This is a genomic window from Paractinoplanes deccanensis, assembly GCF_016862115.1.
Classification (GTDB): Bacteria; Actinomycetota; Actinomycetes; order Mycobacteriales; family Micromonosporaceae; genus Actinoplanes; species Actinoplanes deccanensis.
In genome coordinates this window covers 39,041-63,385 of the sequence record NZ_BOMI01000104.1, presented here as the reverse complement: position 1 = coordinate 63,385, position 24,345 = coordinate 39,041, and the positions used below count along the sequence as shown (strand labels likewise).

The window sequence follows — 24,345 nt, the reverse complement described above, 5'->3', positions numbered from 1 at the left end:
ACAGGCCGGCCACAGAGCGGGCACGGCACCACCGCCGAGGGTGGGTGCCATGACGACCTTGATGGAACGCCCAGCGGCGGCCGCGCCCCGGCACGAGGCGCCGGCCCCGACCAGAGACCGCCGATGGCCGATCCTGGTGCTGCTCGCCGGCACCGCCGTCCTCTATCTGTGGGACCTCAGCGCCTCGGGGTGGGGCAACAGCTTCTACGCGGCCGCGGCGCAGGCCGGCGCGCAGAGCTGGAAGGCGTGGCTCTTCGGCTCGCTCGACGCGGGCAACGCCATCACCGTCGACAAGCCACCCGCCGCGATGTGGGTGATGGGCCTGTCCGCGCGGATCTTCGGCGTCAACAGCTGGGCCATCCTGGCTCCGCAGGCGCTCATGGGCGTGGCGAGCGTCTGGTTCCTGTACGCCGCCGTGAAGCGCTGGTTCGGCACGGCCGCGGGTCTCACGGCGGGCGCCGCGCTCGCGCTCACCCCCGTCGCGGTGCTGATGTTCCGGTACGACAACCCCGACGCGCTGCTGGTGCTGCTGATGACGGCCGGGGCGTACACCACGGTCCGGGCTGTGGAGAAGGCGTCGTGGAAGTGGCTGGCGCTCACCGGCGTCCTGCTCGGCTTCGGCTTCCTGACCAAGATGATGCAGGCCTTCCTGGTGCTGCCGGCGTTCGCGCTGGCCTATCTGATCGCCGCGCCGACGGGCCTCGGCAAGCGCATCCGGGACCTGCTCCTCGGCGGCCTCGCGCTGATCGTCTCGGCCGGCTGGTACGTCCTGCTGGTCGAGCTGTGGCCGGCGTCGTCCCGCCCGTACATCGCCGGGTCGACGAACAACTCGCTGTGGGAGCTGGCGCTCGGCTACAACGGCCTCGGCCGCATCCTGGGCGGCTCCGGCAACGGCGGCGGAGGAGGCGGTGGCGGCAACATCGGCTTCGGCGGCGCCACCGGCATCGGCCGCCTCTTCGGCGAGTCGATGGGCCTGGAGATCTCGTGGCTGCTCCCCGCCGCGCTGATCGCCCTGGTGACCGTGCTGGCGGCCACCTGGACGGCCCCGCGCACCGACCGGGCCCGCGCCGCGATGGTGCTCTGGGGTGGCTGGGTGCTGGTCACCGGCCTCACGTTCTCGTACATGAGCGGCACCATCCACCCGTACTACACGGTCGCCCTGGCGCCCGGCATCGCCGCGCTGGCCGGCATCGGCGGACGGGTGCTGTGGCTCTACCGCGGCCGCCTCTGGGGCCGCATCATGCTGGCGGCGATGGTCCTGGCCACCGCGGTCTGGGGCTGGGTCCTGCTCGGCCGGGCCGACTGGCTGCCGGTGCTGCGCTGGGCCTCGCTCGCGCTCGGCGCGGTCTTCGCCCTGGCCCTGCTGGTCCCGGCCGCCCGCCTGCGCCGCTTCGGCGTGGTGGCCCTGGTCGCCGCCATCCTCTCGGCGGGCGCCGGCGGCGCCGCTTACGCCGCCGCGACCGTCACGGTCGCCCACACGGGCTCCATCCCCACGTCCGGCCCGTCGTCGGCCGGCGGCATGGGCGGTGGCGGCTTCGGCAGGGGTACGCAGGGAGGCGCACCGGGTTCCGACGGCTCGTCCTCGACCGGCGGCGGCCCGACCGGCGGCGGCCCGGGCGGAGGCGGCATGGGCGGCGGCACCAGCAACAACACCGAGCTCAACGCCCTGCTGGAGGCCGGCACCACGAAGTGGAGCGCAGCCGTCAGCGGCGCCACCTCCGCCGCCGACCTGGAGCTCGCCACCGGCACCTCGGTGATCGCCCTGGGCGGCTGGAACGGCAGCGACGCCTCCCCCACCCTCGAGGAGTTCCAGGCCTACGTGGCCGCCGGCCAGATCCACTACTACCTCTCCGGCGGCGGCATGGGCGGAGGCGGCGGCATGGGCGGCACCACCACCGAGGCCGGCAAGATCGCCACTTGGGTCGCCGAGCACTACACCGCCACCACGGTCGGCAACACCACGGTCTACGACCTCACCCAGACCGCCACCAGCTGACCGCCCCGAGACGGCCTGCTTCCCGGGCCGGAAGCCTCCCCCCGCCAACGGCCCCGGAAGCAGAGAAGGAGCCCCGCGTCCCGCCGGACGCGGGGCTCCGCCGCGCCTGCCGGCACCCACTCGATCACAAGGCCCTGGCCGTCCTAGGAGGCTAGCCTGAAACTTCCGACCAGCATCTCGGTGACGTCCGCCGCCGCCACCGGCCGCGACAAGAAGTACCCCTGCCCGAAATCGCAGCCCATGTCCCGCAGAATCGCCAGCTGCTCGGCGTCCTCGATGCCCTCGGCCACCGTGCGCATCCCGAAGCGCGCACCCAGCCGGATGATCGTGCGGACCAGCGCCACATCGGACGGGTCGCCGCCCAACCGTTCGACGAAGGAGCGGTCGATCTTGAGCACGTCCATGGGGAAGCGGCGCAGATAGGCCAGCGACGAATAGCCGGTGCCGAAGTCGTCCATGGCCAGCAGGACGCCCAGCGATTTCAGGGCGACGATCCGCTCGAGATTCTCGTCGGTGTCGGTGAGCAGGACACTCTCGGTCATCTCCAGGACGAGCTTGCCGGGCGGCATGCCCGTTTCGGCCAGCACCGCGGCCACCGTGGCGGCCAGGTCGCCCGCCTCGAACTGGCGGACCGAGACGTTCACGGCCATTTTGTACGCGCCGCCCCAGGCGACGGCCTGGCGGCAGGCCTCGGTGAGCACCCAGCGGCCGAGCGGGACGATCAGGCCGGTCGACTCGGCGAGGCCGATGAAGTCGGCCGGGGACACCATGCCGCGGGTCGGGTGGTGCCAGCGGACCAGGGCCTCGAAGCCGACGATCTCGCCGGTGCGCAGGTCGGCCGTGGGCTGGTAGTGCAGGACCAGCTGGTCGGCGAGGAGGGCGGCGCGCAGGTCGCCGGCGAGCGAGACGCGCTGCACGAGCGCGTCGTGCATGCTCGGGTGATAGGCCGTGACGATGCCGCCGCCGGCGTCCTTCGACTTGTACATGGCCAGGTCGGCGTTGCGCTGCAACTGCTCGATGTCGGTCGCGTCGGCCGACGTGGCGATGCCGATGCCGGCGCCGGCGTGCAGGCCGCGGCCGTCGACGGTGAACGGGACGGCCAGCTCGGCGAGGATGCGGGCGGCGGTGCCGGCGGCGCTCGCCGTCGAGGTGATCAGCGCGAACTCGTCGCCGCCGAGGCGGGCCACCAGGTCCGGGCCGGCGGCGCGCAGCCGGTCGGCGACCTGCACGAGCAGCGCGTCGCCGGCGGCGTGGCCGAGGCTGTCGTTGATCTCCTTGAAGCCGTCGAGGTCGAGGAAGAGGATCGCCACGTCGCCGCGCGCCATCGCGGCGGCCAGGTGCTCGCGGAAGAGCGCGCGGTTCGCCAGGCCGGTCAGCGCGTCGTGGTACGCCTCGTGGCGCAGCTGGTCCTGGAGGTCCGTCGCCTCGCTGATGTCGCGGGTGTTGGAGACCAGTCCCCGGACGTACGGGTCACCGAGCAGGTTGGTGATCGTCATCTCGGCGAGGCGGTGGACGCCGTCCGCGTGGCGCAGCGTGACCTCGAACGTGGTGGTCGCGCCCGCCGTTCCGAGCACCTCGCCGATCTTCGCGGCGATGACGACGCCCGCGCGGTGGCCGGCCGTGTCGATGAGCCGCATGCCGGTGAGGTCGGCGGCGCGGTATCCGAAGATCCGCTCGATCGAGGAGCTCTGGAAACGTACCGTCGAATCGGCCTCGAGGATGGCCAGCGAGTCGGAGCTCTGCTCGACGAGGGCGCGGAACCGCTGCTCGCGCACCTGGCGCTCGGCCGTCCGCGCGGCGACGCGGTCCTCGAGGCCGCGGGCGAGCCGCCGGTTGTCGGCGAGCAGGATGCCCTCGCGCGCCACGATCAGCAGGATCGTGAGGAACCGGCACCAGGTCCCGAACGCGGTGGGCGCGCCACCGGACGAGATCCAGAAAAGACCGGCGAGCAAGGTCAGGACCACGACGCCGTACGGGAGCAGCAGCTCGATGTCGAGCCGGCCCGCGGGGACACCGGCCGGGCCCCGCGCACCGTAGGCGCCGGCGAGCACGATCAGCAGAGCCGCGCCGAGGGGGATCCAGCCGGGACCGTCGGCGCCCCGCTGGTAGGCGATCGCGTCAGCGCTCGCCACGAGCAGCGCGCCCGCGGAGGTCAGAGCGAGCACGCCCACGGCGGACGAGCCGCGGCGGCAGCGGCCGAGCGCGATCAGGGCGACGGAGGCGAGCAGCACGTCGGCGACCGGGCGGGCGAGCGAGACGAGAGGGTCGGCGGCCTGGGCCGGCTGGACCACGAGGTTCCAGCAGAGCACCACCAGCGACGTCACGATGAGCAGCGCGTCCACGAGGCCGCGGAGCCGGGCCAGCGCCGACCGGCGGGCCGCGAGCGCGGGTGCGGTGCTGACGACGCCCATGTGGGAGATGATCGGGCCCGCGGCCGGACAGTTGAGACATTCGGGGGCGCGCCTTCGGCGAAGGCGCGCCCCCATCTGGATCAGCCCAGCTTCACCTTGAAGATCGGGTCCGCGGCGAGCTTCTTGAACGACGCGAGCGACGCCGCCGAGCTGTTGATGCTGATGTCACGGTCGCCCTCGTCGTCCTTCGCGGTGTCGAAGTAGACGATGGCCTTGATGTTCGGCCGCTTGGCCAGCTCCGGCAGGACGTTCTGGTAGACCGGCGACTTGTCGGCCACCTTGCCCACGCGGTGGTACGCGCCCCACTCGGCCACCATGATCGGCTTCGCGGCGTGCTTGGTGGTCGCCCAGTCGTAGAAGCCCTGGCCGCCGCCGGTCGGCGCGCGGTCGAGCAGCGAGGCGAAGTTGCCGTAGTGGTAGTAGCCCTTCTCGGCGCTCACGTACGAGTCGAGACCCATCCAGTCGACGATGTCGTCACCGGGCCACAGGTCCTTCCACCAGCTCTGCGCCATCCACTTCTCATTGCCCATGTACGCCATCACGTTGACCACGTTGGTGACGCCCTTGGCGCGCAGCCGCTCGATGGTGTGGCGGTACATCGCGGCGAAGTCCTTCGCCTCGAAGCCCGAGCCGGCCTTGGCCACGACGTCGTTCTCCGGCTCGTGGTTGATGGCGAGGAAGAACTTCTTGCCGTACGCCTTCGCGCGCGCGGCGAACGCGTCGATGCGCTTGTCCTGCTCGCCCTTGGCGACCTTCGCCCAGGTCGAGCCGTACGCGATCTTCCAGTTGGTGAGCAGCACGCGCGGGTTCGCGGCGTCCGCGGTCATCGCGATCTCGGCCTTGGTCGGGAAGACCTCGTCGCCCTTGTGGTACGTGTGGAAGATCGTCGACGTGCGGCCGCTGAGCTTCTCCCAGTCCTTCAGCGCCTGGTCGCGGGGGGCGTCGGTGAAGCCGCCGGCCGCCGCGCCCCAGAGGACGCCGCAGGTCGGGACGAGCTTGTCGCCGGTGGTGCAGGTGCCGGCCGGCTTCACCGGCGCCGGCGTCACGGGCGGCGACGCGTCGCCCTCGGTGGTGACCTCGAGGACCGGGGCGCCGGTCTTGGCCTCGGCGGAGTTGAAGCGCATGGCCGCGGCGGTGGAGGTCAGGGCGAAGGCGTACGTGCCCCCGCCGGTGACCGACTTCCCGAGGTCGATCGAGAAGCTGCCCGCGTACGGGGTGACGGTGGCGAGCACCGAGCCCAGCGCGGGCGTCTTCGCGCCGGTGAGCTTGCCCTCGGCCCACGAGGTGTCCTGCACCTTGCGGACGCTGAGCTGGCCGGTGGCCTTCGCCTGCGCCGTGAGGGTCAGGCGGGCGGACGCCACCTTGGTGCCGGCCGGCACGGCGAACTTGAGGAACGAGGTCTTCACCTCGGTGCCGAGCTTGCCCGTGACCAGCTTCGCCTCGGTGCCGAAGACGGCGCCGGTGCGCGTGCTGGAGACGTACGTGTCGTCACCGGCCGCCAGCTTGATCGTCTTGCTGGCGCCGGCCGTGGTCGCGGCGCCGGCCGTGGTCGCGGTGAGAGCGGTGACGCTCACGCCCGCGAGGGCGGCGGTCAGGACCGTGTACCTGTGCAGCTTCGAACGACGCAACTTGAGAACATCCCCCCGCTGTGTCCGGCACCGTTGTGGCCGGGCATGCGAAAGAGATTCCGGGGCCGGCGGTGCGCGGCGGGTGCCCGTGCCGGTGCGGTCAGGTTGCGGCGCTCGTTTTCCTCAACTCTCGTTCCGACTTGCGTTCTGGTTGCCTGCTCGGGTAGCCAGTGAGCATGATGCCGATCATCGACGGGCACAACGACCTGCCCATGCAGCTGCGCGGACGCTACGGTTACGACGTCTCGGGCCTGGACGAGCCGCGCCCGGAGCTGCACACGGACATCCCGAGGCTGCGCGCCGGCGGGGTGGGCGGGCAGTTCTGGTCGGTGTACGTGCCCGGCGACCTGGACGAGCCGTCCGCGGTGGTGGCGACGATGGAGCAGATCGACGCCGTGTACCGGATGGCGGCGGCGTATCCGGACGACTTCGCGATCGCCTACAGCGCCGACGACGTGACCCGCGCCCTCGAAGCGGGCCGGATCGCGTCGCTGATCGGCATCGAGGGCGGGCACAGCCTGGCGACGTCGCTGGGCGTGCTGCGATCGTTCGCCCGCCTCGGCGTGCGGTATGTGACCCTCACGCACAACGAGAACCTGTCGTGGGCCGACTCGGCGGTCCGGGAGCCCCGGGTGGGCGGCCTCAACGACGAGGGCCGAGCGGTCGTACGCGAGATGCAGCGCATCGGCGTGCTGGTCGACCTGTCGCACGTCGCCCCCGTGACGATGCACGCGGCCCTGGACACGGCCTTCGCCCCGGTGATCTTCAGCCATTCCGGCGTCCGCGCCCTGCACGACCACCCGCGCAACGTCCCCGACGACGTGCTGACCCGCCTGCGCGACAACGGCGGCGTGATCCAGCTGACGTTCGTGGCCCCGTTCGTCTCGGCCGAGGCCCGGGCGTGGTCGGTGGCCGCCGAGGAGGAGCTGGAACGCTTGGGCGTGCCGACGTCGGAGGGCTGGCCGCGGGCTCCCCGCCCCGGCGAGGACCCGTCCACGGTGCAGACCTGGCCCGGCGCCGACCCGCTGGCCGCCCCGTCGTTCGCCGCGTGGCTGGAGGCGAACCCGCGCCCACCGGTCACGGCCGCCCAGGTGGCCGACCACGTGGACCACGCCCGCGACGTGGCCGGCGTCGACCACGTCGGCCTGGGCGGCGACTTCGACGGCACCACCGACCTACCGGACGACATGCGCGACGTGGCGTCCTACCCCCGCCTCCTGGCCGAGCTGTCAGCCCGAGGCTGGTCCGAGGCCGACCTGGACAAACTGGCCGGCGCCAACATCCTCCGCGTCCTCCGCGAATCGGAACGCCTGGCCCAGGAGCCCCTCTGGCCCCTGTCCCCGGCCCGCTGAAGTCCCTGCCCGGCCGCTAAGTCCTTGCCCGGCCCGCTGAAGTCAGGGCGGCAGCGCCCGCCGGGGCGCCGCCGCCCTTGCGGCCCTGCCTTCGCCGCGCTCGAGCGCTGTCCACCTGCACCGCGCTCTGCGCCCACGCACCCAATCCTGCGGCGACCCATTCCCTGCCGCGCGGTGTCGCCCGCGCACCCTCCCCCTCCGCGCCTTCACCCCTGCCACCGCGCTCCTGCCGAGGCCCGCGCTATTCGCGGTGTTCGCAGGCCGTTTCGAGCGCTTTGTCGGCTTTACCATCGCAGGCGGTGAGTCCGCGGGGCGGCGCCGGCACGAAGTAGTCGCTCTTCTTGGGCTGCTCGACGGCGAGGTCCCGGCCGCGCTGCCGCGGGATCCGGATCATGCGCGGGATGCGCTTCGCGCAGTGGATGTATGCCTCCTGCACCCGCGCCACGACCCACAGCTGCGCGCGCTGCCCCGGCGGCACATCCGCCTGCACGCCCGGATCCTCGACGATCTCGGCCGTGCCGTTCACGTGCAGCCCGATCACGTCACGGAAGTCGATGAACAGCAGCCCGACATGCCCGTTCTCGGTGATGTTGCCCAGGCTCGCCATGACCCCGTTGCCCCGGTATTCCGGCCAGCTCAGGTGCTCGTCGTCCAGCACCCGCACGAACCCGGGCGGCCCCGCCCGGAAGGTGCTGTCACAGCCACCCCCGGCGTCCGCCGTGGCCAGGAACATCATCTCCTGCCGCCCGATGAACCGCCGCATCCTGTCGTTGAGGCGGTCCAGGGTCTGCCTGCCGGCGAAGGCGTCGGCCCGCTCCCGAGTGCCAAGCCTGTCCTGCAGTTGCCGCTCACCGTGGTTCATGATGGCCCTCCAGCTCCGGAAACCTCCCGTGCGCGACAGTTTCACACCGTGTTCACGTGATCGCACCGAGTGACCCCGCCTCCGACAGTCGCCCGCCGAATGCCCGGATCATCACCGTTGACCCAGCTCAGAGCACCTGCTCCCCGATCACACATGGTGACCACCCGTCACTCGATCGGGTGACATGAGAGAACCGCTCACCCCCAAGGCGCCTCCCACGCACGGCCCCATGATCCGAACGGCCGCTACAGCCGTCGGGCTCCGTGCCTCGCTCACCCCACCATCGCCGACCAGGCACGACTCCCGCCCACCGTGGACGTCCGGACCCGGGCGATCCGGCTCGGCTCGGCCGTGCACTCGCGGCCATCGCGCGGCCGCGGTCCTGCGTCAGGCGAGGCCGGCGTCGTGGACGAGGAGGGCGACCTGCACGCGGTTGTTCAGCTCCAGCTTGATCAGCAGCCGGGAGACGTGGGCCTTCACCGTGGCGACGGACATGTGCAGGTCGGTGGAGATCTCCGCGTTGGACCGCCCCTGCCCGAGCGCCAGGGCGACCTCGCGCTCCCGCTCGCTGAGCCGGCCGAGCCGCTCGAGGGCGCGCAGTTGTGACGGCTGCGCCGGCGCCGCCACATGCGCGATCAGCCGGCGCGTCACCGTAGGCGACAGCATCGCCTCTCCCTGCGCGACCCGCCGAACCGCCCGCAGAATCTCCGCCGGCGGCGTGTCCTTGAGCAGGAACCCGCTGGCCCCCGCCCGCAAAGCCCGCAGCACATACTCGTCGGCGTCGAACGTCGTCAGCACGATCACCTCGGGCGCCCCCGCACGCGACCGCAAGGTCTCGGTAGCCGCCAGCCCATCGACCTTCGGCATCCGAATGTCCATCAGCACCACGTCAGGCCGATGCGCAGCCACCGCCCCAGGCACTTCCGCCCCATCGGACGCCTCGCCCACCACGACCACGTCAGCCGCCGCCGACAAAATCATCGTGAGACCCGCCCGCACAAGCGCGTCGTCATCGACGATCAACACCCGAACCGGCCCGGACCACTCCCCCGCCGGTGTCTCCGACCCCGCATCCGTACTCACCGATGCCGCTCCCCCACACCCGCACCGCAGCCAAGAACCTCCCCCACCCTAGGAGCCAGTCGCTTCAACCACCGCACCCGTCCCGCCACGCCGACACACCGGCACCCTCAGCTGCACGGGCCAAGCCAACCCCGCCGCACCAAATCACGCCGGACCCGACCAGACCGGGCCGGAACAGACCGGACCCGAACCGGCCGGACCCGAACCGGCCGCACCCCAACCGGCCACACCCCAACCGGCCACACCCCAACCGGCCACACCCCAACCAGCCGCACCCCAACCGGCCGCCGCTCCACACAGCGCCATTCCAACCGGCGCCACTCCAATCGGAGGCACCCTAACCAGCCCAACCCAATCGGCGCCGCCCCAACCAGCCGCGCCCCAACCAGCCGCGCCCCAACCAGCCGCGCCCCAACCAGCCGCGCCCCAACCAGCCGCGCCCCAATCGGCCCCGCAGCAACCAGCGCCGCCCGAACCAGCCCCGCCCAGCCGGCCCCACCCCAACCGGCGGGCCGGAGCCGGCCTCAGATTCGGGACCGGACCGCGGGCCGGGTCCGGATCGGGGTCGGTCGCGGCTCAGGGCGGCCAGGGGAGCCAGGCGGTCAGGGCGAACTGGTTGTCGGCGGTGCGGCCGTGTTTCAGGCGGCCGCCGGCCAGAGTGGCGCGCTCGGTGAGGCCGATCAAGCCGGTGCCGGTGCCGGGGATGGCCACCGGCGGGTTGATGATGGGCCACGGGTTGCGGATGTCGATGGTGAGGCCGTCGCCGGCGGATCCGTCGACCGCCACCTCGACGGTTGCGCCGGGCGCGTGCTTGCGGGCGTTGGTCAGGCCCTCCTGGACGATGCGGTAGGCCGTGCGGCCCGTGCCGTCGGGCACGCTCGTAGGCTCGATGCGGACGTCGAGGCGGACCTTGACGCCGGCCGAGCGTGACTCGTCGGCCAGGGCGGGCAGGGCGCCGAGCGTCGGCTGCGGCGGCTCGGGCGCACCCTCCGGCCCGTCGGCGCGCAGGACGCCGATCACCTCGCGGAGGTCCTGCAGCGCCTGATGTGCGCTGGCCCGGATGACGCCGGCCGCGGTCGCCACGTCCTGCGGCGCCGCGTCGGGGCGGATCTCCAGCGCGCCCGCGTGCAGGCTGAGCAGCGAGATGCGGTGGGCGAGCACGTCGTGCATCTCGCGGGCGATGCGGTTGCGCTCGAGGGAGCGCGCCTGGGCGACGCGCAGCTGCTGCTCCGACTCGGCCCGCTCGGCGCGGTCGCGCAGCGACAGCACGAGCTGACGCCGGGAACGGACCACCATGCCCCACAGGCAGACGATCACGATGAAGACCGTGCCCCACGCCATCGTCTCCCAGTAGGGCCTCTCGCCCTCGGGCCGGATCAACGGGAAAACGGCGTTGGTGACCATCGCCCCACCGGCGAACACGACCATGACCGCGAACCGCCGGTGCACCGCCACCGTGAACAGAACGATCAGGCACGTGATCCCGGCGGCGACCGCGAACAGCGAGACAAGGGTGCAGAAGACGGCCAGCGGGACAAGCCATCGGCCGCGCCGCCACCACAGCCCGAGCGCCGCGACCGTGCCCACGGCGAAGTCGAGCCAGATCAACCAGGCGGGCGCGCCCTCCCACTCGGGCACCACCGTCGGGTGGGGCCGCAACAGGTCGATCGTGGCAAGCAGCGTGAAACCGTAGCCGAGCACGAAGCAGATCACGTCGATGACCCAGTCGCGGGTCGACCGCCGTTTCGGAGCGACCGAGTCCAGCGCCGCAGGCAACAGCCACTGGTACTCCGGCTTCAGCTTTCCCACGGATCCGACTCTACGAGCGGCCCCGGTCCGGCCGATACCGACCAAAGTAGGTGTTGGCCATATACCAAGGTTCTCCGCCGGCGACCTCCGGCCGAAGCGCGTACCCACTCGGCACCGCGACGCTGGAAGCATGATCACGGTCGAACATCTCACGAAGAGGTACGGCAACCATCCCGCCGTCGACAACGTGTCCTTCACCTGCGAACCCGGCACGGTGACCGGCTTCCTCGGCCCGAACGGCGCCGGCAAGTCGACCACCATGCGAATGATCTGCGGGCTCACCCCGCCCACGGCCGGCACGGCAACCGTCAGCGGTGTCCCGTACCGGCGTCTCGGGAATCCCGGCCGCCACGTCGGCGTGCTGCTGGACGCCTCGGCCCAGCACGCCGGGCGGACCGGCCGCGAGGTGCTCAGCCTCGCCGCGCTCACCATGGGCATCGACACCCGCGAGGTGCCCAAGGCGCTGGACCGGGTGGGCCTCAACGCGACCGCGGCCAAGCGCCGGGTACGGGCGTACTCGCTCGGCATGCGGCAGCGGCTGGGCCTGGCCCTGGCCCTGCTGGGCGACCCGGCCGTGCTGATCCTGGACGAGCCGGCGAACGGCCTCGACCCGGAGGGCATCTTCTGGATGCGCGGCCTGCTGCGCGACTTCGCCGACCGCGGCGGCACGGTGCTGCTCTCCTCCCACCTGCTGCGCGAGGTGGAGGCGGTGGCCGACCAGCTGGTGGTGATCGGCGGCGGCCGCGTCGTCGCCCAGGGAAGCAAGGCGGAGCTGCTCGCCGCCTCGGGCACCCTGGTCCGCGCACTCGACGCGGCCGCGCTCGAGCTGGTGCTCAAGCGCGCCGGCCTGTCCGGCACGAAGACAACCGACGGGGGCGTCGTCGTGCAGGCGAGCGCGGAGACCATCGGCCGGGCCGCGGCCGACGCCGGGCTCGTCCTGGTCGAGCTGCGCCCGGCCGGCGGTGGCGGGCTCGAGCAGATGTTCCTCACCCTGACCGCCGGCGATTCCGTGAAGGAGGCCGTCCGATGACCGCCGTGCTGGAGACCCCGCCGCAGATCGAGCGCGCCGGCACCCGCGCGGTGCCGATGACCCGCCTCACCCTGATCGAGCTGCGCAAGCTCGCCGACACCCGGGCCGGCCTGTGGCTGCTCATCGTGATCGGCTTCGCCACGGTGGCGACCTCGGCCATCATGATCGGCTGGGCCCCGGACGACGAGCAGACGCTCCAGGGCTTCTTCCAGTTCGGCCTGCTCCCGTCGTCGGTGCTCCTGCCCGTGCTGGGCATCCTGTCGATGACCGGGGAGTGGTCGCAGCGCACCGCGCTCACCACCTTCACCCTGGTGCCGGCCCGCGGCCGGATCATCGTCGCCAAGCTGGCCGCCGGGGTGCTGATCGCGATCGCGTCGACGGCGGCGGCGCTGGCGCTGAGCGCCGGGGCGAACCTGATCGGCGCCGCGCTCGGCGGCGACGGCTCCTGGGACATCGCCGGCTCGCTGATCTGGCAGGGCGTCGCGTTGCAGGTGCTCTTCGTCCTGATGGGCATCGGCTTCGGCGCCCTGCTGCTCAACACGCCGCTGGCGATCGTCACCTATTTCGCCCTGCCGATGGTCTGGTCGATCCTCGGCGGCACGATCAAGGCGCTGAAGACGGCGGCCGAGTGGCTCGACATGAACGTCACGACGACCGCCATGTCGGAGCCGGGCATGACCTCGGGCGAGTGGGCCCGGGTGGGCGTCTCCGCCGCGGTGTGGGTGGTGCTGCCCCTCGCGCTCGGGGTGTGGCGCGTCCTGCGGCGCGAGGTCTCGTAGTTCGCCGCCGGCCGGGCGGAGGTACCGTTGTACATGCCTATCGGTGCCCAGCCGCCCGGCCGCCGCGGCACGGTCGACCAGCCGTACAGCGCGCTCAATCTGCGGCTCGTCCTCGCCGCCTTCGGCTTCGTCGTCTGCACGGTGCTCGCGGTCCTGCTGTTCCGCTCCGGCTGGACCGTGCCCGGCTGGCTGCTGCTGGCCTGGGCGGTCGTCGCCGTGGTCGACATGATCGTCGTCCAGTTGCGCCGCCGGGCCCGCCGCCGCGCCGAGGGCGACCGGGACCACTCGATCTTCGAATAGGTCCTGCCACCCGGGCTCGTCGAATCGCCGCATGTTGGCCGCCCTGCCGTCGTGCGCAGGGTAGCGTCCCTTTTCATGGACCGCGCCCGATTCGCAGCCTTTGCGGTAATAGTTGCGCTTGTTCCCTTGATGGCCGCGCCCGCGGCGGCTTCCGCCGAGGCCCAGCTTGCGACGGCCACGACGGTGGCTACCCCGGTGCGCGGGCACGCGGAGGACGCCCGCGACCTCGGCCGCACCCGCTTCACGCTGGACGGCCGCCGGCTCCCGGAAGGGCAGCGCTATCGGCCCGATGCCGCGCCGGGCGTGCGATCGCGGGCGGCGAAGGAGCCGAAACCGACTCCCCCGGCCGGCACCGTCCGGGAATGGCTCGGTCTCGACGACACGACGGGCAAGTTCTATCGCAAGAAGTACACGCTGCGCGCGGTCGGCCGGCACATCGAGGTGTGGGTGGCGCACGACATCGCCTTTCCGGCGAAGGACTGCCGGAAGGGCTCCGTGGAGGTCACGGACGCGCAGGTGGCCGAGCTGATCAGCGAGTTCGACCGGAAGATCTACCCGCGGGAGACGGCCGTCTTCAGCACGCCGCCCGACCGCGACGGCACCAAGGCCACCACGCCCGGCGATTTCACCGGCGACGGCGACAAGACCGTCACCCTGGTGGACAACGTCCGCGACGCGAACTACTTCACCTTTCCCAAGGCGGTCACCTACACGTCCGGTTTCTTCACGCCCCAGCTCAACGAGCTCTTCGACCGCAACGTGATGACCATCGACGCGTACGACTGGAAGCACCGCCTCGGCGCGGCACCGGCCGACGACCCGACCGACGACCTGTGCACGAGCCGCCCGGCCCGGCCCCGCATGTACGAGTCGACCTTCGCCCACGAGTGGCAGCACCTGCTCGAGTACTACGCCGACCCGGACGAGGCCACCTGGCTGAACGAGGGCCTGGCCGATTTTGCCCAGACGCTCGTCGGCTATGTGGACGGCCGGGTCACCGTCGACCAGCCCGGCAACGACACCCACCTCGTGTGCTACCAGGGCTTCGGGACGGTCAAGACGCGCTACAACGCGAACCCGCGCGACTGCGGCGGCCCGCAGAACTCGCCGAACCTGTGGAACGAGGGAACGCCCAGCGAGGTGCTGGCCGACTACGGCCTCGCCTATCAGCTCATGCTCTACCTGCGGGACCGCTTCGGTCTGAAGACCATCACGGTGCTGCACCGCGACGGCATCCGGCAGGGCATGGGCGCCGTGCAGGCCGCACTGCCCACCGGCGTGCCCCTCTATGAGGTGCTGCACGACTTCCAGACGATGACGCTGGTGGACCGGATCGCCGGCGAGCCGGGCGCCGAGGTGATCGGGGCGGCGGCGGACAGGGTCACCGCCAAGAGCCTGCGTTCCACGGTCAACCTCGACAACGACTCCTCGTACGCCGAGCCGGGCGCGGCACCGAACGGCGCCGACTACGTGCCGTTGCCCACGCCCGTCCGGTCGCTCCACTTCGCCGGGGCGGCACACCTGCCGCCGCTGCCCACCGGCTGGAAGGTGGTCGAGAAGACGCTGTTCTCGGGCAACACCGACGACCTCGACTCGCACGCCGTGCGGCAGGTCACCGTCCCGGCGGGCAAACCGGTCCTCACCCTCGAGACCTCGTACGCGCTGGAGGACCGCTACGACTACGGCTACGTGACAGTGTCGACGGACGGCGGGCGCACCTATACCGCGCTGAGCGGCGACCGCACGAGAGTCGGGCCGCTCGGCTTCGGGATCACGGGGGCGAGCAAGGGCGTGGTCACCGCGTCGTACGACCTCACCTCGTACGAGGGAAAGAAGGTCTTGCTCGGCCTGCGTTTCGTCAGCGACGGCGCGGAGGCCGAGGGCGGCTGGCGCATCGGCACGATCAAGCTGAGCGGCACGACGCTGAGCGACGGCTCCACGCTGGACGGATGGACCTCGCCCACCTCGATCAGGCCGACGCCCGTGCACAACTGGCACGTGCGGCTCGTCGGGATGGGCAAGGAGCGGGTCGAGATCGTGCCCCCGGAGAAGTTCGCGCGGCTCAGCGGCTATCCGAAGGTCGTCGCCATCGTGTCCTACGACGAGCCGACCGAGGCGGTGAAGCAGTACGCACCGTACCGCCTCGTGGTCAACGGCGTGCTGCAACCGGGCGGAGGCACGCCCCGGACCGGCGAACGACCTCAGCCGGCGGGCGGCAGCAAGCCGTAGATGAGCGCGGTGGATCCCGACCCCGCCTTGTTGATCTGGCCGCCGCAGAGCACGAACGCGCCCGCCGGCGGCAGCGCGGCGAGGTTGGCCAGCACCTCCAGGCTGATCCGATGGCGCCGATAGACCAGCCGGGAGACCGCGTAGCTGTCGTCGCGGCCCGGGTCGGGGCCGAACGTGTCCGTCCCCGTGCCGCCCCGACGGCCGAGCCGGCCCGTGTCGACGAGCCAGCGCACCGTCTCGAGGGCGAAGCCCGGCTGGTGCATCACCCCGCGGTCGTCCCGGTTGAGGAAGGCCTCGGTGCCCCAGCGCGCGTCCCAGCCCGTCCAGATGATCACCATCGCCTCGTCCGGGATGCGGCCGTGGCGCCGCTCCCACCGCTGGAGGTCGGCGATCGTCACCTCGTAATCCGGGTCGGCGGCGCACTGCTCGCGCACGTCGATCCGTACCGCCGGAAGGCATAGGTCCTCCACGTCGAGCTCGTCGGCCAGCGGCTGGCCGGGGTTGAAGTGGCCGGGCGCACCCCAATGGGTGCCGGTGTGCTCGCCCTCGCGCACGAAGCGCAGGTAATAGCCCTGCTGCTCGACGGTGGCCACCGTCTCGAGCTCGAAGGCCGGGTCGCCGGGATAGACCAGCGTGGTCGCGGGGTCGTTGAGATGGGACAGGCTGATCAGTCGTGGCCGAGCCCATCGGCCGGCGGCTGGGGTCATGCGGACACATTGACACTGTCACGATGACAGTGTCAAACTTGTTGGCATGTGGACGATCGACGAGCTGGTGGAACGGGTACGTGAGGCCCTGGCGGCCGAGTACCCGGGAGCGCCCAACGGCCGCGTCCGCGACGTGCCCGATCGCCGGGCGATCCGCTGGTACACGACGATCGGCCTGGTCGACAAGCCGCTGGGCATGCGCGGGCGCACCGCCCTCTACGGACCTCGCCACCTGCAACAGCTGGTGGCCATCAAGCGCCGCCAGGCGCTCGGCGAGAGCCTCTCGAAGATCCAGACGGACTTCGCCTGGCTCTCCCCCGAAGCGCTGAGCGACCTCGCCCAGGTGCCCGACCGCCTGCTCGAGGGCGGCGGCTGGGAGATAACCACACCCGATGCCTCCGCGTCCCGCCTCCGCTTCTGGGCCGATCCGCCCGCCATCGCGGAGAGTTCCTGCGAACCACCGTCATCGCCGGACAGACAACCGGCCACCCCGGCGCCGCGGCACGACGTGACCACCCAGACGCTGACCGGCGTCACCCTCGGGGGCGGCGTCCTGCTGCTGGTTCCGCAGACCCTGACCGAGCGCGATCGCGACGAGATCGCCGCGGCCGCCGCACCCCTGATCGACCTGCTTGCCGCGCGTGGCCTTACTGATGGGAGCTCGTCATGACCTTCTCCGTCGCCCCGATGGGTCCCGGCGAGATCAGCCGGATCCGGATCCTGCCCGATGCCGGCTTCGGCTGCCTCCGCACCGACCGAGGCGCCCTTCCGCTCGACGTCCTCGACGTGCGGGCGCACCTCAGCGGCCTGGTCGCCCGCACGGTGGTGCTGACCGAATTCGTCAATGTGCACGAGGTCGCGCTCGAGGCGACCTACGTCTTCCCCCTGCCCGACCGCGCCGCCGTGATCGGCATGACGATGACCGCCGACGACCGCACGGTCGAGGCGGAGCTCCAGGAGCGGGCCGCCGCCCGCGAGACGTACGACAAGGCCGTCGCGTCCGGCCGGCGCGCGTCCATCGCCGAGGAGGAGCGGCCGGATGTCTTCACCATGCGGGTGGGCAACATCCTGCCCGGCGAGCGGGTGACGATCCGGCTCAGCCTCGTCGGCCCGCTGCCGTTCGAGGACGGCGCCGCCACGTTCCGCTTCCCGCTGGTGGTCGCCCCGCGCTACATCCCCGGCACGCCGCTGGCCGGGCCCCCGGCCGGCGACGGGCAGGCACAGGACACCGACGCGGTGCCCGACGCCTCCCGCATCACTCCTCCGGTGCTGCTGCCCGGCTTCCCCAACCCGCTGCGGCTGTCGATCGGCGTCGACATCGACCCGGCCGGCCTCACCCTCGGCGAGGTCAAGTCCAGTCTGCACGCGGTCACCGACCACGACGGCACGCTCACCATCGCGCCCGGCGAGCGGGCCGACCGCGACTTCATCCTGCGCCTGCCGTACGAGGGCGGCGGCGAAACGGCGATCGCCGTGCCCGACGAGAGCGGCGACCAGGCCGGCGGCGTCTACCAGCTGGTGGTGCTCCCACCGGCCGGCACGGCCGCCGCCCGGCCCAAGGACGTCGTGCTGCTGCTCGACCGCTCGGGCAGCATGGGCGGCTGGAAGATGGTGGCCGCCCGGCGTGCCGCCGCCCGGGTCGTCGACACGCTGACCAGCGACGACCGCTTCGCCGTGCTCACCTTCGACCACCAGGTCGACCACCCTGCCGACCTCGGCGAGGGCCTGGTCGAGGCGTCCGACCGCAACCGGTTCCGCGCGGTGGAGCACCTCGCCCACGCCACCGCCCGCGGCGGCACCGAGTTGCTCAGCCCGCTGACGCAAGGGCTCGGCCTGTTGCGCGCGAGCGAGGACCGCGACCGGGTGCTCGTGCTGGTCACCGACGGGCAGGTCGGTAATGAGGACCAGATCGTTCACGACATCACGCCGCTGATCGGCACGACCCGGGTCCACACGATCGGCATCGACCGGGCCGTCAACGCGGGCTTCCTGGGCAGGCTGGCGGCACTGGGCGCCGGCCGGGCCGAGCTCGTGGAGAGCGAGGACAGGCTCGACGAGGCGATGGAACACATCCACCGCCGGATCGGCGCTCCGGTCGTCACCGGCCTGCGCGTCACCGCCGACGGCCCGACCCTGCTCGACGACGAGCGCACCCCGGCCCGTCTGCCCGGCCTCTACCCGGGCGTGCCGCTGGTGGTGAGCGGCCGCTACACCGGCTCCGCCACCGGTGGCGGGCTCACCGTGACCGGCCGCACCCGCGACGACCGCGAGTTCACCACGACGGTCGCGCTGCAGGAACGGCCGGAGCCGGCGATCACCGCGCAGTGGGCACGGGCACGGCTGCGCGACCTCGAGGACGCGTACGCCGCCGGCGACCACACTCTCGAGAAGCGCATCGTGGACACCTCCCTGCGATACGGGGTGCTGTGCCGGTTCACCGCGTTCGTCGCGGTGGACAGCCGCGTCGTCAACGAGGGCGGCAGCACCCGCCGGGTGACCCAGCCGGTCGAGCTGCCCCAGGGCTGGGAGGCGCCGGGCAACGTCGCGCCGGCGATGATCCAGATGGCGTCCGCCTCCATCGCTCCTCCCGCACCGCCGGCCGCGCCCGGCGCACCGTCCCTGATGAGCTTCGACGGCACCGCGGAGTCCCAGGCCGGTGCCGGGCCCGCTGTCGGAGGCCGCCGGACGGGCGCCTTCTCCACCTTCGCCGCACCGCGCGCTCGCACCATGCTGTCCAAGGTGGCCGGATCGGCCGGCGCACCCCCGTCCGTCGACGAGATGCGCGTCCTGGCGGCCACCGAGGCCCAGCGCCTCCGCGACGCGGCCGGACTCCCGGTGTGGGAACGGCGCGAGCTCCTCGACGACCTCGCCAGCCGCCTGGACGTCCTGATCGGCTCGGCCACCGACGAGGCCTTCCGGCCACTGATCGACCTGCTGGCCCGGCTGCGCGCCGACACGCCGGTCGACGAGCGCTGGGAGGGGGCACTCCAGACCCTGACCGCCTTCGCCGGCCCGGCGACGCCGCCCGGCCCGGGCGCCGAACCCACCCCGCCTGCCGCCGGGCCCGGCCAGGTTCCCACCCGCAAGGCCTTCTGGAAACGGTGACCCACCACCTGGCCCCGTCCCTCAGTTCGCGGGACGGGGCCGGGACAGACCTCAACGGCAGCTCACCGCGGGCAGGCGTCGCCGCAGGCAACGGCCACTGCAGGCAGGCGTCGCCGCAGGGAACCACCACCACAGGCAACCGCCACTGCAGGCAACCGCCACTGCGGGCAACCGCCACTGCGGGCAACCGCCACTGCGGGCAACCGTCGCCGCGGGCAGCCGTCGTCGCGGGCAGCCGTCGCCGCGGGCAGCAGTCACCGCGGGCAGCCGTCACCGCGGGCAGCCGTCACCGCGGGCAGCAGTCACCGCGGGCAGCAGTCACCGCGGGCAGCAGTTGCGGCGGGCAGGCCTGGCTGTGGCGCGCGGAGTGGGGCCAGCGCGGTGGTCAGGGCAGTCCAGCGATGGACGGCCGTGTCGATGGGTGGCGTGGTCCTGGCCGTTCGGGCGGGTGGTGCCGGGCGTGAGGCGAGTGTCGGGGGTGGAGGGTAGGGAGGTAAGTTCTTGGCGATCTTGCTGGGTGGGTGGGGAGTGACGAGCCTTGGGCGTGTCGGCTTGCCGACGGAAGCTGTTCGTTCCCTGCCTCGACGGGCGCATCGTGCGGAAAGTCGGATGTTCGGCGGGCGGTGTGAGCGCGATCAACGCGGGTAGGTTGGTCGGTCGTTCGGCTCTTGACGGCTCGATGGCGGCGGGTGTTCTGTGACTGGCGACGAGATGGGCGACGAGCGGGATCCCCTGCTCGTCCGGCCGTTCGTGCTTGGCGACGCCGAACAGCCGGGCTCCGACGCGGCCGGCAGTGCCGCGCCGGACGAACAGGGCGGCGCGGCCTCGTCAGGCGAGCGGGGCAGCTCGGCGCAGACGTGGCCCGCGGCGGCGACCGCGGAAGGCGGATCACGGCGAGCCGCGGAAGGCGGGTCGTCGCGAGCCGCGGATCGGGCCGATGACGCCACGGCCGTCCTGGTTCTGCCGGGTGCGCGCCGGACGCATGGACGGCGCAGGCTGATCGTCGTGGCGGCGGCCGCGGCGGCGGTGCTGGTCGGCGCCGCGGCGGCGGGTTATGCGGCCCTGCGCTCCGATGTTCGGCCGGCGGTGTCCACGGGGCTGGACGGACCGTTGCCGCCTGCCACCGGGCCCGCGGCGACCAGCGCCTCGGTGCCGGCCGGGGTGGGCGCGTCGTCGGCAGGGGCCGCCGCGACCGGATCGGGCTCGGGCGCCAAGGCGGGCTCCGGCGTGGTGCCGGGTGCTGCCACGACGTCGGCGGCGCCGGCGGCCACCGCCACGTCGAAACCCACGCCGACCACCGGGGCCAGCGGGGCGCCGGCGATCGCCACCTCGCCGGCTTCGCCGCCGGCGAGTGCGACGAGTGCGCCGGGCGAGACCTCGACGCCGACCGCGCCGGCCGGCATCGCCCCCGTGCCGCCGTCGGCCGACCGGGTGGGCGTGATCCGCGGGCAGAACGCGCTCTGCCTCGACCTGAACGGGGGTGTGCCGTTCGACGGCAACCACGTGCAGGTGTACGAGTGCAACGGCACCTGGGCACAGACCTGGACGATCGCCACGGACGGGACGCTGCGCGTGGCCGGCAAGTGCGCGCTGCTGGTCGGCGACGGCTCCGTCGAGATCGTCAGCTGCGACGGCCGCACCCCGGCCAAATGGCGCACCTACGGCCAGCTGCTGATCAACGTCGCGAGCAACGGCTGCCTCACCGATCCGTCGGGCGGCCGCCGCGCCGGCACCGGCGTCGTCGTCACCACGTGCGACGGCTCCGCCCGGCAGCGCTGGTCCTTGCCGTAACGGGCGGCGCATCGTTGCCGTGACGATCGGTGCATCGTTGCCGTAGCGAGCGGCGCATCCTCGCCTTGGCGAACGGCGCATCCTCGCCCTGGCGAACGGCGCATCCTCGCCCTGGCGAACGGCGCATCCTCGCCCTGGCGAACGACGCATCCTCGCCCTGGCGAACGACGGATCCTCGCCGCAGCGAGCGGCGCAGCAGCTCCCGGCCCGGTGATCGCGACCGGGAAGGTGGCAGGCAGATTCGCGACGCCGGGAGAGCCGGCTGGCGCCGCTGCCGGATGGGCGGGCGGGAGAGCTTCGCCGCGGCGACGCGGTGGGACGGTCACGCGGTGACAGAGTCGGACGGTGACGCGGTGACACGGTCGGACGGTGACGCGGTGACACGGTCGGGCGCGGACACGGTGGGACGGTGACACGGTGACACGGTGACACGGTGACGGGGTCGGACGGTGACACGGTCGGGCGGTGACGCGGTGACGCTCGGGCGGTGACACGGCCATGCGGTGACACGGCCATGCGGTGACACGGCCATGCGGTGACACGGCCGGGCGGTGACGCGGTCGGGTGGGTGGCTTGACCGCGTACAGTCGGGCTCGGGTTTGCATGATCGCGCCTTGACGCCGGTGGAGGCGCGCTGGTCGGAGAAGGTCGGGCGGGGCGCTGTGAGTCTGCTTGTCGCGGCGCTTGCTGCTGTGGCGTACGCAATCGGATCGGTGTTGCAAGCGGCGGCGGCGCGAGGGGCTGGGACGGCGCTCGCGCTCGCGTTGTCTCCGCTTTATCTGGTGGGGCTTGCCGGGGACGGTGGCGGGTGGCTGCTGTCGCTGTGGGCGTTGCGCGGGTTGCCGGTGTACGTGGTTCAGGCCGTGCTTGCCGGATCGCTCGCGGTGACCGTGCTGCTGGCTCGTGCCGTGCTGCGGACGCCCCTGCGTGGCCGGGACTACGGGGCGGTCGCGGTCATGGTGGGTGCGCTGGCCGTGGTGGGGTTGTCCAGCGACGAGCAGCCGGCCTCGGTGCCGGGGCACGGGACGACGGTGGTGCTGGCCGTGGCGGGGTTCGCAGTCGCGGCGATCACCGGGGCGGCGGTGCTGGTGGCAGGGCGTACCGATCGGCGGGGGTTGCTTCTCGCGGGTCTCGGTGGGGTGGCCTACTCGGCTACGGCGCTCGCGGGCCGGGCGGTGGAGATCCGCACGCCGGTTCTCGCGACGCTGGCGGAGCCCTTGCTGTGGGTGGTGATCTGCACGGGGGTGGCGGGCACGGCGGCGTACGCGGCGGCGCTGCGGCGGGGCACGGTCGCGGCGGTCACCGGGCTGCTCTGGGCGGTCGAGGTCATCGTGCCGGCCCTGGTGGCCGTGCCGCTGCTCGGCGACGAGATCCGGCACGGCTGGGCGGCGCCGGCGGTCCTCGGAGTCATGGCCGTGGTGGGCGCGGCGGCTGTGCTGGCCCGTTCGTCAGGCACCGCAGCGACCGCGGAACAGCAACCGGCCTAGGCGCCGGGGTCGGCGGCCTCGGCCCCCGGCCTCGGCGTCAGAGGGCCTGCGCCAACGCCCGACCGGCAGCCCGTCCGCTGAACAGGCACCCGCCCAGGAACGTGCCCTCCAGGGCGTTGTACCCGTGCACCCCTCCCCCGCCGAAGCCGGCCACCTCGCCCACCGCGTAGAGGCCCGGCACCGGCTCGCCCGACGGGCCGATTGCTCGGGAGCTCAGGTCCGTCTGGATGCCGCCCAGCGTCTTGCGGGTGAGGATGTGCAGCTTGACGGCGATCAGCGGGCCTGCGGCCGGGTCGAGGATGCGGTGCGGGGTGGCCGTACGGCCGATCTTGTCGCCCAGGTAGCGGCGGGAGTTGCGGATGCCCTGGACCTGGGCGTCCTTGCTGTACGGGTTGTCCATCTGGCGGTCGCGGGCCTCGATCTGGGTGCGCAGGACGGCCGCGTCGAGCAGGGGCTTGTCGGTCAGGGCGTTCATGCCGTCGACCAGTTCGTCCAGGGTCGCGGCGACCACGAAGTCGGCGCCGTGGCGCTTGAACGCCTCCACCGGTGCGGGGGCGCCCTTGCCGAAGATGCGCTCCTTCAGGAACGCGCGGCGATCGCTCGCCGTGATGTCGGGGTTCTGCTCCGAGCCGGAGAGGGCGAACTCCTTCTCGATGATCCTCTGGGTGAGGATGAACCAGGAGTGGTCGTGCTCCACCAGGTCGGGCGTCGTGCGCAGGTGGCGCAGCGTGCTCATCGTGTCGTAGCCGGGCAGGCACGGCGCGGGCAGGCGGCGGCCGAGCGCGTCGAACCACATCGACGACGGGGCGGGCAGGATGCGGATGCCGTGGCCGGGCCAGATCGGGTCCCAGTTGCGGATGCCCTCGGTGTAGTGCCACATGCGGTCGCGGTTGACCAGGCGGGCGCCGGCGGTCTCGGAGATGCCGAGCATGCGGCCGTCGACGTGGGCGGGCACGCCGGTGGTCATCGAACGAGGGGCCGTTCCGAGCGACGGGGGCCAGTATCGCCGTACGAGATCGTGGTTGGCTCCGATGCCGCCGGAAGCGACGACGACGGCCTGGGCCGTCAGCGAGAAGTCGCCGATCGGGTCGCGGGGTGACGGGACGCCGCGGGCGCCGTCGAAGGGCGCGAGCCGAACGCCGCGGACGCCGGTCACCACGCCATCGGTGACGATCAGCTCGTCGACGCGGTGGCGGAAGTAGAAGTCGACCAGGTTCGAGGACTGCACCGAGCGGGCGAACGGCGCCACCACGCCCGTGCCCGTCCCCCAGGTCACGTGGAACCGGGGCACCGAGTTGCCGTGCCCGTCCGCGCGCAGGTCGCCGCGTTCCGCCCAGCCCACCGTCGGCAGCCAGCTCAGGCCGAGCGACGACAGCCACGCGCGCTTCTCGCCGGCGGCGAACTCCACGTACGCCCGCGCCCAGCGCAGCGCCCACGAGTCCTCGTCGTCGAGGCGGTCGAACGCCGCGCTGCCCTGCCAGTCGCTCCAGGCCAGGTCGAACGAGTCGGCGACGCGCAGGCGGCGCTGCTCGGGGGTGTCGACGAGGAAGAGCCCGCCGAACGACCAGAACGCCTGGCCACCGAGGTTGGCGGCATTTTCCTGGTCGACCAGGGCGACCCGCTTGCCGGCGGCGACAAGCTCGTGGGCGGCGGCGAGCCCGGCGAGGCCCGCGCCGACGACGATGACGTCAGCGTTCATGGTCCGGCAATGTACCGGAGATATTGAGAATTTTTCAGGTTCCGTCGGCACGGTTTTCCGCGGAGCACTTCAACTAA

Annotated in this window: 18 protein-coding genes; 10 read left to right on the top strand and 8 right to left on the bottom strand. The window is 72.5% G+C overall.

Annotated elements, in window-relative coordinates; genetic code table 11:
* Positions 1-49 precede the first annotated feature (49 nt).
* On the top strand, positions 50-1,996 hold the full coding sequence (locus Ade02nite_RS26050; RefSeq protein ID WP_239169057.1) for a glycosyltransferase family 39 protein: 1,947 nt from the start codon (positions 50-52) through the stop codon (positions 1,994-1,996).
* 143 nt (positions 1,997-2,139) lie between these two features.
* Here Ade02nite_RS26050 and Ade02nite_RS26045 read toward each other — a convergent pair whose 3' ends face one another.
* Positions 2,140-4,407, bottom strand: coding sequence for a putative bifunctional diguanylate cyclase/phosphodiesterase (locus Ade02nite_RS26045; protein WP_203769185.1), 2,268 nt, complete (start codon positions 4,405-4,407; stop codon positions 2,140-2,142).
* Between the two features lie 80 nt (positions 4,408-4,487).
* The gene (locus Ade02nite_RS26040) at positions 4,488-6,035 is read right to left on the bottom strand and encodes a CBM96 family carbohydrate-binding protein (protein WP_203769183.1); all 1,548 of its coding nucleotides are present in this window, start codon (positions 6,033-6,035) and stop codon (positions 4,488-4,490) included.
* 176 nt (positions 6,036-6,211) lie between these two features.
* On the opposite strand from Ade02nite_RS26040, the gene Ade02nite_RS26035 reads away from it, so the two are divergent.
* Complete coding sequence (locus Ade02nite_RS26035; RefSeq protein ID WP_203769169.1) at positions 6,212-7,387, top strand: dipeptidase; 1,176 nt, start codon at positions 6,212-6,214, stop codon at positions 7,385-7,387.
* A 241-nt stretch (positions 7,388-7,628) separates the two neighbouring features.
* Here Ade02nite_RS26035 and Ade02nite_RS26030 read toward each other — a convergent pair whose 3' ends face one another.
* The 4 genes from Ade02nite_RS26030 to Ade02nite_RS26020 all read right to left on the bottom strand — a co-directional run bounded on the left by Ade02nite_RS26030 (position 7,629) and on the right by Ade02nite_RS26020 (position 11,141).
* Positions 7,629-8,294, bottom strand: a complete 666-nt coding sequence (locus Ade02nite_RS26030) for a pyridoxamine 5'-phosphate oxidase family protein (RefSeq protein WP_239169056.1) — start codon at positions 8,292-8,294, stop codon at positions 7,629-7,631.
* 342 nt (positions 8,295-8,636) lie between these two features.
* The gene (locus tag Ade02nite_RS26025) at positions 8,637-9,332 is read right to left on the bottom strand and encodes a response regulator transcription factor (RefSeq protein ID WP_275409943.1); all 696 of its coding nucleotides are present in this window, start codon (positions 9,330-9,332) and stop codon (positions 8,637-8,639) included.
* Positions 9,333-9,439: 107 nt separating this feature from the next.
* Positions 9,440-9,766 (bottom strand): hypothetical protein, encoded by a 327-nt coding sequence (locus Ade02nite_RS50770; RefSeq protein WP_369076670.1) that lies wholly within the window; start codon positions 9,764-9,766, stop codon positions 9,440-9,442.
* A 142-nt stretch (positions 9,767-9,908) separates the two neighbouring features.
* A complete protein-coding gene (locus tag Ade02nite_RS26020; RefSeq protein WP_239169055.1) occupies positions 9,909-11,141 on the bottom strand; it encodes a sensor histidine kinase in 1,233 nt (410 codons plus the stop codon).
* Positions 11,142-11,271: 130 nt separating this feature from the next.
* On the opposite strand from Ade02nite_RS26020, the gene Ade02nite_RS26015 reads away from it, so the two are divergent.
* The 4 genes from Ade02nite_RS26015 to Ade02nite_RS26000 all read left to right on the top strand — a co-directional run bounded on the left by Ade02nite_RS26015 (position 11,272) and on the right by Ade02nite_RS26000 (position 15,479).
* Complete coding sequence (locus Ade02nite_RS26015) at positions 11,272-12,171, top strand: ABC transporter ATP-binding protein (protein WP_203769168.1); 900 nt, start codon at positions 11,272-11,274, stop codon at positions 12,169-12,171.
* Positions 12,168-12,950: an ABC transporter permease gene (locus Ade02nite_RS26010; RefSeq protein ID WP_203769163.1), complete on the top strand. Its 783-nt coding sequence runs from the start codon at positions 12,168-12,170 to the stop codon at positions 12,948-12,950. Before Ade02nite_RS26015 ends, Ade02nite_RS26010 begins: the two co-directional genes overlap by 4 nt.
* Positions 12,951-12,983: 33 nt before the next feature.
* Positions 12,984-13,250 carry a hypothetical protein gene (locus tag Ade02nite_RS26005; protein ID WP_203769161.1) on the top strand — a complete coding sequence of 89 codons (267 nt, stop codon included), beginning with the start codon at positions 12,984-12,986 and terminating at the stop codon, positions 13,248-13,250.
* 129 nt (positions 13,251-13,379) lie between these two features.
* A complete protein-coding gene (locus tag Ade02nite_RS26000; protein WP_239169054.1) occupies positions 13,380-15,479 on the top strand; it encodes a M6 family metallopeptidase in 2,100 nt (699 codons plus the stop codon).
* Here the strand turns inward: Ade02nite_RS26000 and Ade02nite_RS25995 are convergent.
* Positions 15,452-16,186: a cyclase family protein gene (locus Ade02nite_RS25995; protein WP_203769151.1), complete on the bottom strand. Its 735-nt coding sequence runs from the start codon at positions 16,184-16,186 to the stop codon at positions 15,452-15,454. The genes Ade02nite_RS26000 and Ade02nite_RS25995 overlap by 28 nt on opposite strands.
* Before the next feature lie 46 nt (positions 16,187-16,232).
* Here Ade02nite_RS25995 and Ade02nite_RS25990 point away from each other — a divergent pair, with 46 nt between their 5' ends.
* From Ade02nite_RS25990 to Ade02nite_RS25975, 4 genes are all read left to right on the top strand, one after another.
* Positions 16,233-16,856, top strand: a complete 624-nt coding sequence (locus tag Ade02nite_RS25990) for a MerR family transcriptional regulator (RefSeq protein WP_203769149.1) — start codon at positions 16,233-16,235, stop codon at positions 16,854-16,856.
* On the top strand, positions 16,853-19,291 hold the full coding sequence (locus Ade02nite_RS25985; protein WP_203769147.1) for a VIT domain-containing protein: 2,439 nt from the start codon (positions 16,853-16,855) through the stop codon (positions 19,289-19,291). The genes Ade02nite_RS25990 and Ade02nite_RS25985 overlap by 4 nt, the downstream gene beginning before the upstream one ends.
* A 696-nt stretch (positions 19,292-19,987) precedes the next feature.
* Positions 19,988-21,082: a ricin-type beta-trefoil lectin domain protein gene (locus Ade02nite_RS25980; RefSeq protein ID WP_203769145.1), complete on the top strand. Its 1,095-nt coding sequence runs from the start codon at positions 19,988-19,990 to the stop codon at positions 21,080-21,082.
* A 782-nt stretch (positions 21,083-21,864) separates the two neighbouring features.
* A complete protein-coding gene (locus Ade02nite_RS25975) occupies positions 21,865-22,569 on the top strand; it encodes a hypothetical protein (RefSeq protein ID WP_203769143.1) in 705 nt (234 codons plus the stop codon).
* Between the two features lie 37 nt (positions 22,570-22,606).
* Here Ade02nite_RS25975 and Ade02nite_RS25970 read toward each other — a convergent pair whose 3' ends face one another.
* Positions 22,607-24,268 carry an FAD-binding dehydrogenase gene (locus tag Ade02nite_RS25970; RefSeq protein ID WP_203769141.1) on the bottom strand — a complete coding sequence of 554 codons (1,662 nt, stop codon included), beginning with the start codon at positions 24,266-24,268 and terminating at the stop codon, positions 22,607-22,609.
* Positions 24,269-24,345 lie beyond the last annotated feature (77 nt).

What these genes read in the sequence shown, in the direction of transcription:
- Ade02nite_RS26050 (WP_239169057.1), top strand. Translation starts at nt 50, where the DNA reads ATGACGACCTTGATGGAACGCCCAGCGGCGGCCGCGCCCCGGCACGAG.
- Ade02nite_RS26045 (WP_203769185.1), bottom strand. Translation starts at nt 4,407, where the DNA reads ATGGGCGTCGTCAGCACCGCACCCGCGCTCGCGGCCCGCCGGTCGGCG.
- Ade02nite_RS26035 (WP_203769169.1), top strand. Translation starts at nt 6,212, where the DNA reads ATGATGCCGATCATCGACGGGCACAACGACCTGCCCATGCAGCTGCGC.
- Ade02nite_RS26015 (WP_203769168.1), top strand. Translation starts at nt 11,272, where the DNA reads ATGATCACGGTCGAACATCTCACGAAGAGGTACGGCAACCATCCCGCC.
- Ade02nite_RS26010 (WP_203769163.1), top strand. Translation starts at nt 12,168, where the DNA reads ATGACCGCCGTGCTGGAGACCCCGCCGCAGATCGAGCGCGCCGGCACC.
- Ade02nite_RS26005 (WP_203769161.1), top strand. Translation starts at nt 12,984, where the DNA reads ATGCCTATCGGTGCCCAGCCGCCCGGCCGCCGCGGCACGGTCGACCAG.
- Ade02nite_RS26000 (WP_239169054.1), top strand. Translation starts at nt 13,380, where the DNA reads ATGGCCGCGCCCGCGGCGGCTTCCGCCGAGGCCCAGCTTGCGACGGCC.
- Ade02nite_RS25995 (WP_203769151.1), bottom strand. Translation starts at nt 16,186, where the DNA reads ATGACCCCAGCCGCCGGCCGATGGGCTCGGCCACGACTGATCAGCCTG.
- Ade02nite_RS25990 (WP_203769149.1), top strand. Translation starts at nt 16,233, where the DNA reads ATGTGGACGATCGACGAGCTGGTGGAACGGGTACGTGAGGCCCTGGCG.
- Ade02nite_RS25985 (WP_203769147.1), top strand. Translation starts at nt 16,853, where the DNA reads ATGACCTTCTCCGTCGCCCCGATGGGTCCCGGCGAGATCAGCCGGATC.
- Ade02nite_RS25970 (WP_203769141.1), bottom strand. Translation starts at nt 24,268, where the DNA reads ATGAACGCTGACGTCATCGTCGTCGGCGCGGGCCTCGCCGGGCTCGCC.